At 68.3% G+C, this 14,952-nt stretch carries 12 protein-coding genes; 6 read left to right on the top strand and 6 right to left on the bottom strand.

Annotated elements, in window-relative coordinates; all coding sequences use genetic code 11:
• Positions 1–227: 227 nt before the first annotated feature.
• A complete protein-coding gene (locus tag ABMY26_RS29235) occupies positions 228–755 on the bottom strand; it encodes a peroxiredoxin (protein WP_372399740.1) in 528 nt (175 codons plus the stop codon).
• A gap of 480 nt (positions 756–1,235) precedes the next feature.
• On the opposite strand from ABMY26_RS29235, the gene ABMY26_RS29230 reads away from it, so the two are divergent.
• Both ABMY26_RS29230 and ABMY26_RS29225 read left to right on the top strand, forming a co-directional pair.
• Entirely contained in the window at positions 1,236–2,882 is a 1,647-nt protein-coding gene (locus tag ABMY26_RS29230; protein ID WP_372399683.1) for a type I secretion system permease/ATPase, read from the top strand.
• A gap of 104 nt (positions 2,883–2,986) precedes the next feature.
• A complete protein-coding gene (locus ABMY26_RS29225; protein WP_372399682.1) occupies positions 2,987–4,432 on the top strand; it encodes an HlyD family type I secretion periplasmic adaptor subunit in 1,446 nt (481 codons plus the stop codon).
• 107 nt (positions 4,433–4,539) lie between these two features.
• Here the strand turns inward: ABMY26_RS29225 and ABMY26_RS29220 are convergent, their stop codons facing one another.
• A complete protein-coding gene (locus ABMY26_RS29220) occupies positions 4,540–4,944 on the bottom strand; it encodes a hypothetical protein (protein WP_372399681.1) in 405 nt (134 codons plus the stop codon).
• 344 nt (positions 4,945–5,288) lie between these two features.
• On the opposite strand from ABMY26_RS29220, the gene ABMY26_RS29215 reads away from it, so the two are divergent.
• The 4 genes from ABMY26_RS29215 to ABMY26_RS29200 all read left to right on the top strand — a co-directional run bounded on the left by ABMY26_RS29215 (position 5,289) and on the right by ABMY26_RS29200 (position 10,364).
• Positions 5,289–7,124 carry a PHA/PHB synthase family protein gene (locus ABMY26_RS29215; protein ID WP_372399680.1) on the top strand — a complete coding sequence of 612 codons (1,836 nt, stop codon included), beginning with the start codon at positions 5,289–5,291 and terminating at the stop codon, positions 7,122–7,124.
• A gap of 327 nt (positions 7,125–7,451) precedes the next feature.
• A complete protein-coding gene (locus ABMY26_RS29210) occupies positions 7,452–9,497 on the top strand; it encodes a serine/threonine protein kinase (RefSeq protein WP_372399679.1) in 2,046 nt (681 codons plus the stop codon).
• A gap of 20 nt (positions 9,498–9,517) precedes the next feature.
• Positions 9,518–10,009 carry a hypothetical protein gene (locus tag ABMY26_RS29205; protein WP_045584172.1) on the top strand — a complete coding sequence of 164 codons (492 nt, stop codon included), beginning with the start codon at positions 9,518–9,520 and terminating at the stop codon, positions 10,007–10,009.
• Positions 10,010–10,088: 79 nt separating this feature from the next.
• Positions 10,089–10,364, top strand: coding sequence for a hypothetical protein (locus tag ABMY26_RS29200; RefSeq protein WP_372399678.1), 276 nt, complete (start codon positions 10,089–10,091; stop codon positions 10,362–10,364).
• A gap of 22 nt (positions 10,365–10,386) precedes the next feature.
• Here ABMY26_RS29200 and bla read toward each other — a convergent pair whose 3' ends face one another.
• The 4 genes from bla to torA form a co-directional block, all read right to left on the bottom strand.
• Entirely contained in the window at positions 10,387–11,274 is an 888-nt protein-coding gene (gene bla, locus ABMY26_RS29195) for a class A beta-lactamase (RefSeq protein WP_372399677.1), read from the bottom strand.
• Positions 11,275–11,396: 122 nt separating this feature from the next.
• Entirely contained in the window at positions 11,397–11,990 is a 594-nt protein-coding gene (fdh3B, locus tag ABMY26_RS29190) for a formate dehydrogenase FDH3 subunit beta (protein WP_372399676.1), read from the bottom strand.
• A 29-nt stretch (positions 11,991–12,019) separates the two neighbouring features.
• On the bottom strand, positions 12,020–12,388 hold the full coding sequence (locus tag ABMY26_RS29185) for a hypothetical protein (protein ID WP_372399675.1): 369 nt from the start codon (positions 12,386–12,388) through the stop codon (positions 12,020–12,022).
• Between the two features lie 62 nt (positions 12,389–12,450).
• Complete coding sequence (gene torA / locus ABMY26_RS29180) at positions 12,451–14,913, bottom strand: trimethylamine-N-oxide reductase TorA (RefSeq protein WP_372399673.1); 2,463 nt, start codon at positions 14,911–14,913, stop codon at positions 12,451–12,453.
• Between the last annotated feature and the right edge of the window lie 39 nt (positions 14,914–14,952).

The raw sequence follows: 14,952 nt of genomic DNA, 5'->3' as shown, positions 1-14,952 counted from the left end.
AGCATCCGGTTCACGATTCCCCACAAAAGATAGGGGTATCGTGGCGCTGAATCTACCGGAAAGTGCAATTTAACAGCCGATACACTCCGGCCTTCGACCATCCACAACCGCTTGGGCGGCAATGGTCGTCCGGCCGGCAGGGCGAGGGCAGCGGCAAGGGCCGGCGGAGCTCCCGCCCCGCCGGTCCTTCGTCGCCGCAGCGCCCGTTCGACGCCGAATCGGACGCCTCAGCTCCGCAGATAGGCCAGCACCGTTTCCGGCGAGGATTCGCCGTACGGGTCGCCGTTCTCGCCCTCGTCGTTGATGCCCGGCTCCTCGAAGAGCTTCTCGACCACCCCGTCCTTCACCACCATGGCATAGCGCCAGGACCGGAAGCCGAAGCCCAGGCTGTCCTTGTCGACCAGCATGCCCATCCGGCGGGTGAAATGGCCCGACCCGTCGGGGATCAGCTTGACCTTGTTCAGGTTCAGGCTCTTGCCCCACTGGTACATGACGAAGGCGTCGTTGACGCTGAGGCAATAGACCTCGTCGATGCCGAGTTCCTTGAAGTCGTCGTGCAGGCGCTCGAACGCCGGGCACTGCTCGTTGGAGCAGGTCGGCGTGAAGGCGCCGGGCAGCGAGAACACCACGACCCGCTTGCCCGCGAACAGCTCGTCGCTCCGCACATCCTGCCAACGGAACGGGTTGGGGCCGCCGACGCTTTCATCGCGCACGCGGGTCTTGAACACCACCGAGGGGACCTTGCGCCCTTCCATCATCATCTCCGGCTGTCGTTGAGTGAAGCGAATTTGGGATTGAAGCGAATTTGGCTCCGCATCGGAACCGGCGGGTCCGCTGCCGGGCACGATAGCGGTTCGGGCCGTGCCCTCCAACAGACCATAGGTCATGCGCAAGGCGGCGGCAAATGTCGCAAAACGCCGCGAAGAGCCGCCGCAATGCCGGGAAGACAGGACCCAAGCTGCGCAAAAGTGGTGGCATCCCGTGGCATTCCTGTGACGCCTGTGAATGTTAAGGTCCCATTTACCAAGATGGCGTTCCCTGAGCCGGCCTGCATCCAGTGGGCACTGCGCCGACCGGTGACAATTGGAGGGCTCCTTATGCCTGCTTCTACCAAGTCAAACTTTATGAAGGCCGACGGCCATAAGCCGGAAACCTCTTTCAATCGCGGTTATTTTTCCAGAATACTTGTTAGTACATTTATCTTCAGCGCCACCATCAACGCGCTGATGCTGGCGATGCCGCTTTATTCCCTTCAAGTGTTCAGCCGCGCGATTCCGTCCGGCAATTACGACACCCTGGTCATGCTGACCGTCATCGTGGTGATGGCGCTGACGCTGAGCGCGGTGCTGGAGATGGTGCGCTCCCGCCTGCTGGCCCGTGCCGGCAACGCGCTGGAGGTGCGGTGGCGCCGCCGGCTGACCGCCGACGCGCTCGACGCCGCCGGCCGCGGCCGGCCGGACAACGGCCCGCTCGCCGACCTGATGGAGCTGAAGGCCGCCTTCGCCCGTCCCTCGCTGCCGGCGCTGATGGACCTGCCCTGGGCCCCGCTCTATGTCATCGGCATCTATGTGATCCATCCGGTGCTGGCGCTGGTGCTGGTGGTGTCGATGGCGATCATGGCGGCGATGGGCTGGATCGGCCATGTCGCCGTCCGCGACGTCAACGACGAGAGCAAGCTGCCCGCCGGCCGCGCCCAGAAGCTGTTCGAGGCGCTGGCCGCCCGGTCCGACACCGTGCGCGGCCTGCGCATGGGCGGCACCGCGCTGGACAGCGTCAACCGCGACTTCCTGACCGCCAGCGCCCTCCAGGGGCAGGGGTTCGAACGCAGCGCCGCCATCGGCGCCGCCACCAAGTGGGTCCGCATGGTCCTGCAGATCGCGGTCACGGCGGTCGGCGCCTGGCTGGTGATCGAGCAGCACCTGTCCTTCGGCGGCATGATCGCCACCTCGATGCTGGTCGGCCGCGGCCTCGCCCCGATCGAGCAGACCGCCGGCGCCTGGGGCGGGCTGGTCCGCTCCGCCCAGGCCGTCCGCCGCCTGCTGCCGCTGCTGAAGCGCCTGTCGCGCGAGCCGGAGCGTCCCTCCGTGCCGGTGGAGAGCGAGCGGCTGGCCGTCGAGAACCTGCTGTTCGTCTCGCCCCGCGACCAGAAGCCGATCCTGCGCAGCGTCACCTTCACCGTCGAGCCGGGCGAGACGGTCTGCGTCGCCGGCCCCAACCGCTCGGGCAAGTCGGTGCTGGCCCGCCTGCTGGCCGGCGTGGCCATCCCGTCGGCCGGGACCGTGCGGCTGGGCGGCCTGTCCGTCGCCACCCTGACCCCCGACAGCGCCGAGCAGGGCATCGGCTATCTGCCGCAGCAGGTCGACCTGCTGCCGGGCAGCATCGCCGACAACATCGCCCGCTTCACCACCGCCACCCGCGAGGAGGTGGAGACCGCCGCCAAGGCCGCCGGCATCCATGAGTGGATCGAAAGCCTGCCGGCCGGCTACGAGACCGACGTCAACGACCCGCTGTGCCCGATCACCGGCGCCAGCGCCCGCCAGATCGGCCTCGCCCGCGCCGCCTTCGGCCAGCCGCCGCTGCTGGTCCTGGACGAGCCGACCGCCAACCTGGACGAGATGGGCATCAAGGCCGTCCGCGCCTTCGTCGCGGCGACCAAGGAACGCGGGGCGACCACCATCGTCATGACCCACGCCCCGGTCTTCGTCGACATGGCCGACCACACCTATGTGCTGAAGAACGGCATGGCCATGGAGCTGCCGCGTCCGGACCAGCAGCAGTCGCAGCCGGGCGCCGTCAACCTTGCCCGCCTGCGCAATCTCGGCCCTCAGGGTCATTCCGCCACCGGACCGATGGGCGCCACGACGGCGGGGGCCGCCGGCTGACCGCCGGCATCCCCTCCGCCTGAGGCCGCTTCCCTCCGGCCCGCGACGCCAGACCCGCCAGAGCGCCAGACAGAGCCAGCGCCAGACAGAGCTAAGGAATTCCCATGACCGGCATGACCACCGCCCTCCCCTCGCCGCTGCTGCCCGGCGCCGACAGCGAGCCCCCCGCCGACAGGTTCCCCGGCGGCAAATCCTCCTCCGGCAAGCCGTCCCGCAAGGAGTCGACCATCACCTCGATCCATGCGCTGCGGGCGGCAATGCCGGATACCGGCGTGCGCGGCCTGCTGCTGGGCGGCTTCCTGGTCCTGGCGGTCGGCTTCGGCGGCATGGCCGGCTGGGCGGCGGTCGCCCCCCTGCACAGCGCGATCAGCGCGGTGGGCTCGCTGGCACCGGAAACCGGCCGCAAGGTGATCAAGAACACCGAGGGCGGCGTCATCAGTGCCATCCTGGTCAATGAGGGCGACCGCGTCTCGGCCGGCCAGGTCCTGATGCGGCTGGACAGCACCGAGGCGCAGACCCGGCTGGAGATGCTGAACGCCGCCCTGTTCGACACGCTGGCGACCGAGGCCCGCCTGTCGGCCGAGCTGTTCGAGAAGCCGGGCATCGAGTGGCCGGCCGAGCTCGTCGCCCGGCGTGCCAGGGAACCGGCGGTCGACAACGCCATGCTGAACCAGGAGAAGCTGTTCCTGGTGCGCCGCACCCAGCTGGAGACCGAGGCCAAGCTGACCCAGGACCGCATCGCCACGCTGGGCGACGAGGTGAGGAGCCTGGAACGGCAGCGCTCCTTCCTGAACCGCGAGATCGCGCTGTCGGACGAGGACATCCAGATCACCCAGGGCCTGCTCGACCGCGGCAACTCAACCCGCACCAAGCTGGTCGCGGCGCAAAAGGAGAACGCCCAGCTCCACGCCCAGGACCACGAGCTGGAAGCCCGCATGTCGCAGTCGCGCCAGCAGGCGGTCGATGCCCAGGGCGACCTCGTCCGCCGCCGCAGCGACTTCCGCGAAAAAGTGCTGGTGGATCTGGAGAAGGCGCGCGGCGACGCCCAGAAGCTGGCCGAGCAGATCCGCGACGCGAAGAACCGGCTGGACAACCGCACCATCAAGGCGCCGGACGCAGGCAACGTCGTGATCTACGGCCATCCGGCCGTCGGCGGCACCATCACCGCCAACGAGCCGGTGCTGGACATCGTTCCCGACGACAAGGCCCTGCTGGCCGAGGTCCGCATCCAGCCCAAGGACATCAAGTCGATGGCCGTCGACCTGCCGGTGAAGGTGCAGCTGACCGCCTATGACAGCCGCGTCGTCGGCACCATCGACGGCACCGTGTCCTACGTCTCGGCCGACCGCCTGACCGACAATGCCACCCGCCAGGACTATTACCTGGCCCGCATCCGGCTGAAGGACGCCGATAGCCACGAGGTCCGCCACATGAAGATCAAGGCCGGCATGCCGGTGGAGGCCCGCATCGTGCTGTCCGCCCGCACCCCGCTGGACTATCTGATCCAGCCGCTGAGCCAGTCCTACGTCAAGGCGTTCATCCAGGAGTGATCCCGCCGTCCTCCATGACGAGGAAAGCCCCCGGCCATGGCGGCCGGGGGCTTTCCCATGTCCCTTACCCAAGCCCTTTACCCATGTCCGCTTGCGCCGGACCGGGCTCAGCTCCGCCCCGGCTGCAGGTTCGGCCTGGGCGGGACCGCCATCGGCGTCGGCAGCGGTTCCGGCATCGGGATCGCCTCGGTCTGCTCCTTGGTGCGACGCGATGCCGCACGGTCCCGGGCCAGCCCGTCCATCGCCTGCTGGCGCTGCGCCTCGGTCGTCAGGTCGGTCGGACGCGGCGGGACCGTACCCAGGTTGGGGTAGCCGGTACGCTCCCCGGTCATGTTCCTGATGGGCGACTTATTGTCGCTGACCGGCTGCTCCGCGCCGGTGACCGCCCCGAACAGGCCGGTATCCAGCATCCGTTCGCTGCAGGCCGACAGGCCGAAAACCAATGGTACGGCGACGATTGCGGCAATGAACGCCCGCCTGCCCGCCGCGATGCCCTGATCGTCCGTCGCCATCACCCTTCCCCGTCTCTGGCCGCCACGCCGCACTTGTGCGACGATCCATGAAATGAAATGTTCACACCTGCGGTGTATGAGAGAACCCGGATTTCTACTGCACCGCACCAGAACGCCGGACCGCCACACGCCACCCACAGCGACATGGTGCAGAACGCCCCCGAGACCGCCTCCAGGAACGTCCCCAAGAACGCCTGCGAAACCACCGACCGCAAGCCTGTATAGCCGCCCGTCCGCACCGCCCAAAGCCCAATCTGGCCCGAAGCCAGATCCAGCCGGAGGCGGAGGCGGCGATGGCGGCGACCGAAGATGCGATATCCGCCCAAAGAAGAAGGACCGTGCTCATGGCCGAGACCAAGGCCCCCCCCCAGGCTTCCACCCCGGCTTCCCCCCAGGTTCCTGACGTCAAGCTGCCCGACCCGGTGGAGATGTCGCGTGCGATGACCCGCATCGCCGAGCAGAGCCAGCGTCTGGTCTCCGAGTTCCTCTCGCGTCAGGCGGCGGACGGTGCCGGGCCGAAGAGCCCGGATCCGATGGGCGTCGGCCATGCCTTCCTGGAGATGACCACCCGCATGATGGCCGACCCGGCCAAGCTGATGCAGGCGCAGATGTCGCTGTGGCAGGATTACCTGACCCTGTGGCAGCGCACCACGCAGCGCTTCTTCGGGCAGGACACCCAGCCGGTGATCGCCCCGGCCAAGGACGACCGCCGCTTCAAGGATTCGGCCTGGGACGAGAACACGCTGTTCGACTTCATCAAGCAGTCCTACCTGCTGAGCGCGCGGTGGATGCAGTCGACGGTCAACCAGGTCGACGGGCTGGACGACCACACGGCCAAGAAGGTCGATTTCTACACCCGCCAGTTCGTCGACGCGATGGCGCCCTCCAACTTCGTCATGACGAACCCGGAGGTGCTGCGCGCGACCATCGAGAGCGGCGGCGAGAACCTGGTCAAGGGGCTCGAGCATCTGCTGAAGGATCTGGAGCGCGGCAAGGGCGAGCTGCGCATCTCCATGACCGACTACGATGCCTTCCAGCTCGGCAAGAACATCGCGGTGACGCCGGGCAAGGTGGTGTTCCAGACCAGCCTGATGCAGCTGATCCAGTACACGCCGACCACGCCGGACGTGAACAAGCGTCCGCTGATGATCGTGCCGCCCTGGATCAACAAGTTCTACATCCTCGACCTGCGCGAGAAGAACAGCTTCATCAAGTGGGCGGTCGACCAGGGCCACACCGTCTTCGTCCTGTCCTGGGTCAACCCGGACGAGACGCTGGCGGCCAAGGGCTTCGAGGACTACATGGTCGAAGGCCCGCTGGCGGCGCTCGACGCCATCGAGAAGGCGACCGGGGAGAAGGACGTCAACGCCATCGGCTATTGCCTGGGCGGCACGCTGCTGGCCTCGACGCTGGCCTACATGACGGCCAAGAAGGACGACCGCATCAAGTCGGCGACCTTCTTCACCACCATGCTGGACTTCACGGAAGCCGGCGAGCTGTCCGTCTTCATCGACGAGGAGCAGCTGACCTTCATCGAAGGGCAGATGGCCGAGCAGGGCTTCCTCGACGGCTCCAAGATGGCGACCACCTTCAACATGCTGCGCGCCAACGACCTGATCTGGTCGTTCGTGGTCAACAACTACCTGCTGGGCAAGGATCCCTTCCCCTTCGACCTGCTGTACTGGAACGGCGACAGCACCCGCATGCCGGCGGCGATGCACAGCTTCTACCTGCGCAACATGTACCAGAAGAACATGCTGGCGCAGCCGGGGGCGGTGACGCTGAAGGGCGTGCCGATCGACCTGGGCAAGGTCAAGGTGCCGACGCTGTTCCTGTCGGCCCGCGAGGACCACATCGCCCCGTGGAAGAGCACCTATTCCGGCGCCCAGCTGTTCAGCGGCCCGGTCAAGTTCGTGCTGGGCGCGTCGGGCCACATCGCCGGCGTCGTCAACCCGCCGGCGGCCAACAAATACTGCTACTGGACCAGCGACAAGCTGGCCAAGACCTCCGACGAGTGGCTGGAGAAGGCGACCCAGTCGCCCGGCTCCTGGTGGCCGGAATGGAACAAGTGGGTCGGCCAGTACGCCAACGGCAAGGTTCCCGCCCGCCAGCCCGGCGAAGGATCCCTGCCCGCCCTGGAGGACGCGCCGGGTTCCTACGTCAAGGTCAAGAACGCCTGATCCGGCCTGCGGTCCGCCGCTGCCGCCGCCGGTTCCCTCTCCCCGACGGGGAGGGGGGCCGGGAGGCTCGGCGGACAGCCGCCACCGGCGGACAGCCGCGATGGAACGGTGGAACGGCACCGGGAACCTGTTTCACCCGGTTTCAAACGTTCCATCCACCGCCTGCCTGCCCCCCCGGCGCGGTGCGACCGGGCCCGGCTGCCGCCGGGGGTTTTCCTTTCCGATCCAATCCGATAGTGTTACGTACGCGCGCTTTAAGGATTTGTTTGCCCTTTTGACGCCACCTAAGGCACGCGCACATTCGCACGCCCCGGGGATCCGCCGTCCATGCCATCCGACGCCCAAACCTCTTCGATGAGGGCAGCCACGGCACCGATGGCGAACGCCGAACCGGTCAAGCTCGCCGAACGCTACGAGATCCACCCAGCCGCGCCGATCCCGCCGCTGAACGCCGTCGGCGGCAACGCCTTCACCGCCAAGGCCCTGCGCGAGAAGCGGATCGAGCCCTTCGCGATCATCGCCCATTCCGCGGTGCTGCCGCGCATCGACATCTGCGCGACCGTCGGCAGCCTCGACAATGCCGCGCACATGCGGCTGCTCGACTGGGGGCTGGTGGACTGGCCGCAGGACCGCGGCCGGCGCTATTGCCTGGTGTTCGAGAAGCCGGGCGGCAAGCGGCTGATGGGCTCGCTGACCGACACGCTGGATCCGATGCCGGAAGACCAGCTGACCCGGCAGATCATCCACCCGCTGGTGTCGGCGCTGAAGGAGCTGTCGACCCGCGGCGTGGTCCATGGCGCCATCCGCCCGACCAACCTGTTCTACCGCGACCTCGCCTCGGGCGGGCTGATGCTGGGCGAATGCGTGTCGGCCCAGCCCGGCTATGCCCAGCCGGTGCTGCTGGAGACGATCGAGCGCGGCATGGCCAGCCCCGCCGGCCGCGGCACCGGCACGGCCGCCGACGACCTCTATTCGCTGGGCGTCACCCTGCTGGTCCTGGCCCTTGGCCGCAACCCGGTGGCCGGGCTGGACGACGAGGCGGTGCTGCAGGCCAAGATCGAGCGCGGCTCCTACCCCGCCCTGGTGCAGCAGCACCGGCTGCCGCTGGCGATCAACGAGATGGTGCGCGGCCTGCTGGTCGACGACCCGAAGCAGCGCTGGACCCTGAACGACCTCGACCTGTGGGTCGCCGGACGCCGGCTCAGCCCCAAGCAGCCGCAGATCTCCCGCCGCGCCGCCCGGCCGCTGGAATTCCAGGGTTCCGAATACTGGCATTGCCGCACCCTGGCCCGCGCCTTCGCCCGCCATGCCCCTGCCGCCGCCTCCGTCATCGAAAGCGGCGAGCTGGACAAGTGGCTGCGCCGCTCGATGGGCGACGATGTCCGGGCGGAAGCGGTGGGCAGCGCCATCCAGACCGCGTCCAGCGGCAAGGGCGGCAGCCAGGGCGACCGGCTGGTGGCCCGCGTCTGCATCGCCCTCGACCCCAACGCGCCGATCCGCTACCGCGGCCGGGCGATGATGCCCGACGGCATCGCCACCATGCTGGCCGACGCCTTCATGCGCAACGAATCGCCCCAGCCGGTGGCAGAGGTGATCGCCAACCAGCTGCCGATGTTCTGGGTCAGTGTCCAGACCGACTTCAAGCCGGAATTCGTGCCGCTGGTGCAGAGCTTCGACCAGCTGCGCGGCTTCCTCGACCGCTCCTCCCACGGCCTGGGGGTTGAGCGCGTGCTGTACGAGATGAACCCGACCATGCCCTGCATGAGCAGCCTGGTGGTCAAGCAGCTGCCGACCAACCCGGCGGAGCTGCTGCGGGCGCTGGACTGGCTCGCCGCCGGGGGCGAGCGGCACAAGGATCCGATCGACCGGCACATCGCCTCCTTCCTGGGCGCCCGCCACAAGCGCAGCGACGAGCTGCTGTACACCCAGCTCGGCAGCGGGGTGGAGCCGATGCGGCGCATCATCGCCATGCTGACCATCCTGTCCGACATCCAGGCCCGCACCGGGGTGGACGGGCTGACCCATCTCGCCTCCTGGGTGGTGGCGATGCTCGACCCCGCCTTCCGCCGCTTCCACAACCGGCCGCAGCAGCAGGAGGTGCGCAAGATGGCGGACGCCGCCGCGCACAACGGCCGGCTGACCGAGCTGCTAAAGGTGGTCGACGACCCCGAGGCGCTGCGCCGCGACCGGCTGGAGTTCGAGGCGGCCCAGATCGCCTACCGCGAGGCCGATGCCGAGATGGACAAGATCCGCCACACCATCGCCGACCGCAACACCATCATCGAGACCTCCGGCCGGCAGGTCGCCGCCATCGTCTCCAGCCTGCTGTCGACCGTGCTGGTCGCCGGCATCATCCTGTTCTTCGCCTTCTGACCGGACAACGGGGGACCGCCATGGCGCGCAAACGCAAGAAGAAGGGCGGCGCCCTCACCCTGATCCTGCTGATCATCCCGGCGGCGCTGATCGTGCTGCCGACCAGCATCCTGTTCGGGGTGGGGATGATCCCGACCATCGTCGCCTATGTCGTCGACCGCGACCCCGACAAATCGGCGCCGATCACCGTCGGCGGCCTGAATTTCTGCGGCTGCATGCCCTTCGCCATCGATCTGTGGAAGCACCAGCACACCATCGGCGCCGCCGCGAAGATCTTCGCCGACCCGCTGGCCTGGATGGTGATGTACAGCGCCGCCGCGGTCGGCTGGGGCCTTTATTACGGCATCCCGCCGCTGGTCGCCGGCATGGAGGTGACCCGCGCCGAGAAGCGGGTCGACGTGCTGAAGCAGAAGAAGGTCGCCCTGGTCCAGGAATGGGGGCCGGACGTCGCCGGCGACTATTTCGACGAGTCGGGCGGGTTCGAGCCGGGCGCCGAACCGGAAGGCGCCTGACGCTTTCCCTGCGACGGGTTTGGAAGGGACGCGAGATGAGCGGGCCGCGCGGAGATCCCGAAGCCGGCCCGCGGATAAGATGGCGACGGCCTTGCCTTTGACCCCGCCGAACAGGCATCATCGGCCGAAGGACCGCGAGGTCGGCCACGAGGTCGAAATGTTCAGCGTCAGCCAGGATGAAGCCGCCGCCATTCAGAAGGCGTTTCACGAAAGCGGCGAATGGGCGGCGGTCGCGGAACTGCGGCGGCATTTCCCGATCCAGGACAATGCGAACGCCCTGAACGCCGTGCGGGCCATCGTGCGATGGTCGCAGCCGCCGCGACCGGTTCCGGCCGGACCGCCGGGAACCCCCTGATACCGATAGCTGCCGGCCACCGTCAGCCGAGGCTGTCGACGACCGCCCGCGCCACGTCGGCATGGATGGCGTCGTGCTGCTTGAAGCCCTCCGCGGTCCCGGTCAGGTAGCTGGCGACCAGCACCGGCGGCCGGTTGCCGGGCCAGAGGATCGCGATGTCGTTCGCGGTGCCGTTCCGGCCGGTGCCGGTCTTGTCGCCGACACGCCAGCCGGCCGGCAGCCCGGCGCGGATGCGCTTGTCGCCGGTCTTGTTGGCGATCATCCAATCGGTCAGCTGCCGGCGCGAGTCCGGCCGCAGCGCGTCGCCGACCAGCAGGCGCTCCATGCTGTGCGTCATCGCGACGGGGGTGGTGGTGTCGCGCGGATCGCCGGGAATGGCGGTGTTCAGCGACGGCTCGTTGCGGTCGAGGCGGGTCTTCCGGTCGCCGAGATCGCGCAGGAAGGCGGTGAGGCCGGCCGGGTTGCCGACGCCGGGCAGCAGCAGGTTCGCCGCCACATTGTCGCTCAGCGTCAGCGCCGCCTCGCACAGTTCGGCCACCGTCGGCGGCGTGCCGTCGAGCCGGGTCTCGGCGAAGGGCGCATAGGGCACCAGATCGGCCTTGGTCACCGGGATGCGGCGGTCCAGCCGCTCCGTGCCGCGGTCGACCGTCCTCAGCACCGCCGCAGCCAAAAGAAATTTGAAGGTGCTGCACATCGGGAACCGCTCGTCCCCGCGCCATGCCAGACGGTGCCCGCTCCCGGTGTCGAGCACCGCCACCCCAAGCCGCCCGCCGCTGCGCTTTTCCAGCGCAGCCATGCGACCGGCGAAGGGGGCGCCGTCCGACTCCTTGATTTTTGCGGCTTTTGCTCCGGTTGCCGACAGCAGCAGGACCCCGCCCGTCGCCACCAGGAAATCCCGTCTTCCGATCATCCCGACCTCCGTCTTCGTCGTTGCGATGGCCGGACGATAGAAACCCGGCGTTGCACGGGCAAACGACGTTTCCTTTCAGAAGCCATTAATTAAACTATCGGCTCGGCGGGATCCCGGCACGCTCAGCCCGACCGCTCCCGATAGGCCTTGTTCCAGCCCCAGGCCCCGGCGCCATAGCCGCGGACCGCCACCCGGTCACGGTAGATGGCGGCGACCTCGGCGGCCTCGCCGGCCAGCAGCGCCTTGGTGGCGCAGAATTCGGCGCACAGCGGCAGCTTGCCCTCGGCCAGCCGGTTGCGGCCATAGGCGCGGCGGTCGGCCCCGGCATCGCCGGTTTCCGGGCCGCCGGCGCAGAAGGTGCATTTGTCCATCTTGCCGCGCACGCCGAAGGCGCCGGCCTGCCCGAAGCGCGGGGCGCCGAAGGGACAGGCCTGGAAGCAATAGCCGCAGCCGATGCAGCGCTCCTTGTCGTGCAGGACGAGGCCGTCGGCGGCCCGGTAGATGCTGCCCGCCGGGCAGATGTCCAGGCAGGGCGGGTCGTCGCAATGCATGCAGGCGACCGAGATCGAACGCTCGCCCGGCCTGCCGTCCTTCAGCGTGACCACGCGGCGGCGGGCGATACCCCAGGGAACCGCGTGCTCGGCCTTGCAGGCGACGGTGCAGGCGTTGCACTCGATGCAGCGGTCGGTGTCGCAAAGGAAGACCATCCGGGGCATGACAGGATCCTCGGCCGCCCGGGGAGCGGTCAGTGCGTGGCGATGTCGCCGTTGCGGTCGAGGGAGACCGGGAAGAGGTTGCCCTGGCGTTCGGCCTGGCCGCGCCAGATGCCGTCCTCGCCCAGCGTCAGGTCGGTGACGTTGGACATCCCGGCCCGCATCAGCCAGCGGCGCGCCTGCGCCTCGGTGAAGGCGGTGGCGCCCGGCACCAGCGGGCCGGCGTCGATCCGGGGCGGATTCGCCGGGTCGAAGACCGGCAAGACGGGAGTGGACTGGGCCGGGGCCACCTGGGCAGGAGTGGACTGGGTGGCGGGCGATTGCGCGGCGGCGGTGCCGGTGAGCGCAGTTCCGAGCAGGAGGGGGCAGAGCAGAAGGGCCGCAAGACGGTTGCGCAGCATGGCGATGCTCCTTGCGCTGGGAAGCGCGGCGCGGCGGGGACGGCCCGCCGCACCGCCTCCGGTCAGGCGTTGGCCGGGGTGTCGAACACCGTCACCGCCGGCAGCGGCCCGGTGTATTTCTCGACCTCGACCAGGCAGGTGTGGGCCGAGGTCGCCTGGGCGAGGCGCGAGGTGCCGATGTCAGGGGTCAGGACGTTGGCGTCGCCATGCTTGCACAGGGTGTTGGCGTCCGCGATGTCCGCCGGGTCGTACCAGGCGCCCTCCTGGAGCTGGACGACGCCGGGCCGGATGTCGTCGCTGACCACCGCCCCGGCAAGGCACTGGCCGCGGCCGTTGAACACACGGACGACGTCGCCGCTCTTGATGCCGCGGGCTTCGGCGTCCTTGCTGTTGATCATGCAGGGCTCGCGACCGGCGACCTCGTAGATCTCGCGCACCTTGGTGCCGTTGAGCTGCGAATGCATGCGGTGGGTCGGGTGGTTGGAGTTGAGATGGAGCGGATGCGCCTTGTCCTTCCCGCCGAGCCACTCCGCCGGTTCCAGCCAGGAGGCGTGCGGCGGGCAGTCGTCATAGCCCATCTTCTCGATCGGCTTGGAGTAGATCTCGATCTTGCCGGTGCCGGTCGGCAGCATGTTCATCACCGGATCCTCGCGGAAATCCGCGTACTTGACCCAGCGGCGGTTCTTCTCGGGGATCTCGAACTCGATGATGCCCTTCTCCCAGAACTCCTCGAAGCTCGGCAGGGCGACCGACTTCTTGGCGTCCGCGGTCTTCTTCGCCGTGGCGTAGACGTCGCGGACCATGTCCAGCTCGCTCTTGCCCTCGGTGAATTCCTGGGCGACGCCGAGCCTTGCGGCCAGCAGGCTGAAGATCTCGTAGTCGGACTTGGCCTCGAACACCGGCTCGATGACCTTCTTCATCGCGACATAGGCGCGCTTGGAGATGGTGCCGATCATCTCGATGTCGTCGCGCTCGGCGGTGGTCGCCGCCGGCAGCACGATGTCGGCGAAGCGGGCCGACGCCGTCCACTGGAAGTCCTGGACGATGACCGTCTCGAACTTCCTCCAGGCCTTGCGCATGCGGTTGCGGTCCTGGTGGTGGTGGAAGGGGTTGCCGCCGACCCAGTAGGTCAGCTTCACGTCGGGATAGAGATGCTTGGAGCCATTGTGCTCATAGGGCTTGCCGGGGCCTTCCAGCATGTCGACGATGCGGGCGACCGGGATGACCTTGGCGCCCTTCTCGGCCGGCCAGGGCTTCTTCTCCTTGCGGGTGCCGCCGGACATGCCGGGCGCCAGCGCCGGCGCCGCCGAGGACGGCGAGCCCTGGCTGTAGAGATGGTAGTTCTGGCAGAAGCCGCCGCCCGGCAGCCCGACCTGCCCGACCATCGAGGCCAGCGTGACGAAGGCCCACGGCCATTGCTCGCCATGGTGCTGGCGCTGGCAGCTCCAGCCGCTGACCAGCATGGTGCGGTTCTCGACGAACTGGTGGGCGAGCCGGCGGATGATGTCGGCCGGGATCTCGCTGAGTCCGGCCGCCCATTCCGGCGTCTTCTCGACCTTGTCCCAGCCCTTGCCCAGCAGATAGTCGGCGAACTTGTCGAAGCCGTAGGTGCAGTTCTCGATGAACTCGGCGTCGTAGAGCTTCTCGGTCAGCAGCACATGACAGATGCCGAGCGCCAGCGCCACGTCGGAGCCCGGCCGCACCGCCAGCCATTCCGCGCCGAGATATTTGCAGGCCTCGAGGTTGATCGGGTCGATGAAGATGGCCTTGATGCCGGCCTTCTTCATGTCCTCGAACCACTTGTATTCCTCGTGGTCCGGCAGGGCGAAGGCGATCTGGTTGGTCTTGAACGGGTCGGAGCCCCAGAAGACGATCAGCTTGGTGTTCTCGACCACCGACTGGTAGGTGGTCTGCGGCCCGGCTGCGTCGATCGAGCCGACGACATAGGGCATGATGCCTTCCAGCGCCGCCTTGGAATAGTTGCTGGAGCTGTAGACCGCGCCGCCGTTCAGGTTCATCAGCCGGGTCAGCATGATCTGCGGATTGCCGATCTCGCCGGAGCTGCGCCAGCCATAGCTGCCGGCATAGACCGACCACGGGCCTTCCTGTTCCTGCAGGCGCTTCAGCTCGGCAGCGACGAGGTCCAGCGCCTTGTCCCAGCTGACCCGCACGAAGTCGCCGCCGCCCCGGCTGTCGCGCTCCGCCCCCGGCCCCTTCTCCAGATAGGCGCGGCGCACCATCGGGTAGCGGATGCGGCTGGAGGAGTAGACGACGTCCTGCACGCCATCCAGCGCCTTGTTCGGGTGATAGTCCTTCTCCCACGGGCGCAGGCTGGCGAAGCGTCCGTTCTCGACCTTGGCATAGAAGGCGCCCCAGTGCGATCCGGTCAGGATCTCCTTGGTGCCGTCCGCAGCCAGGGCCCGGCCGATGCCGCCGGGCAGGACCGCGCCGGCCGCGGCCAGCACCGACAGGGACGAGGTGGCGGTCAGGAAGCGCCGCCGCGACAGTGAGTAGGAGGCATCCATGGGAGTGTTCCTTCGGTGAAGTCCGGTCGATCCGCCCCA

The organism is Azospirillum sp. HJ39 (assembly GCF_041507355.1).
In the GTDB taxonomy this organism is placed as follows: domain Bacteria; phylum Pseudomonadota; class Alphaproteobacteria; order Azospirillales; family Azospirillaceae; genus Azospirillum; species Azospirillum thiophilum.
This window is presented reverse-complemented; position numbering and strand designations above follow the sequence as displayed.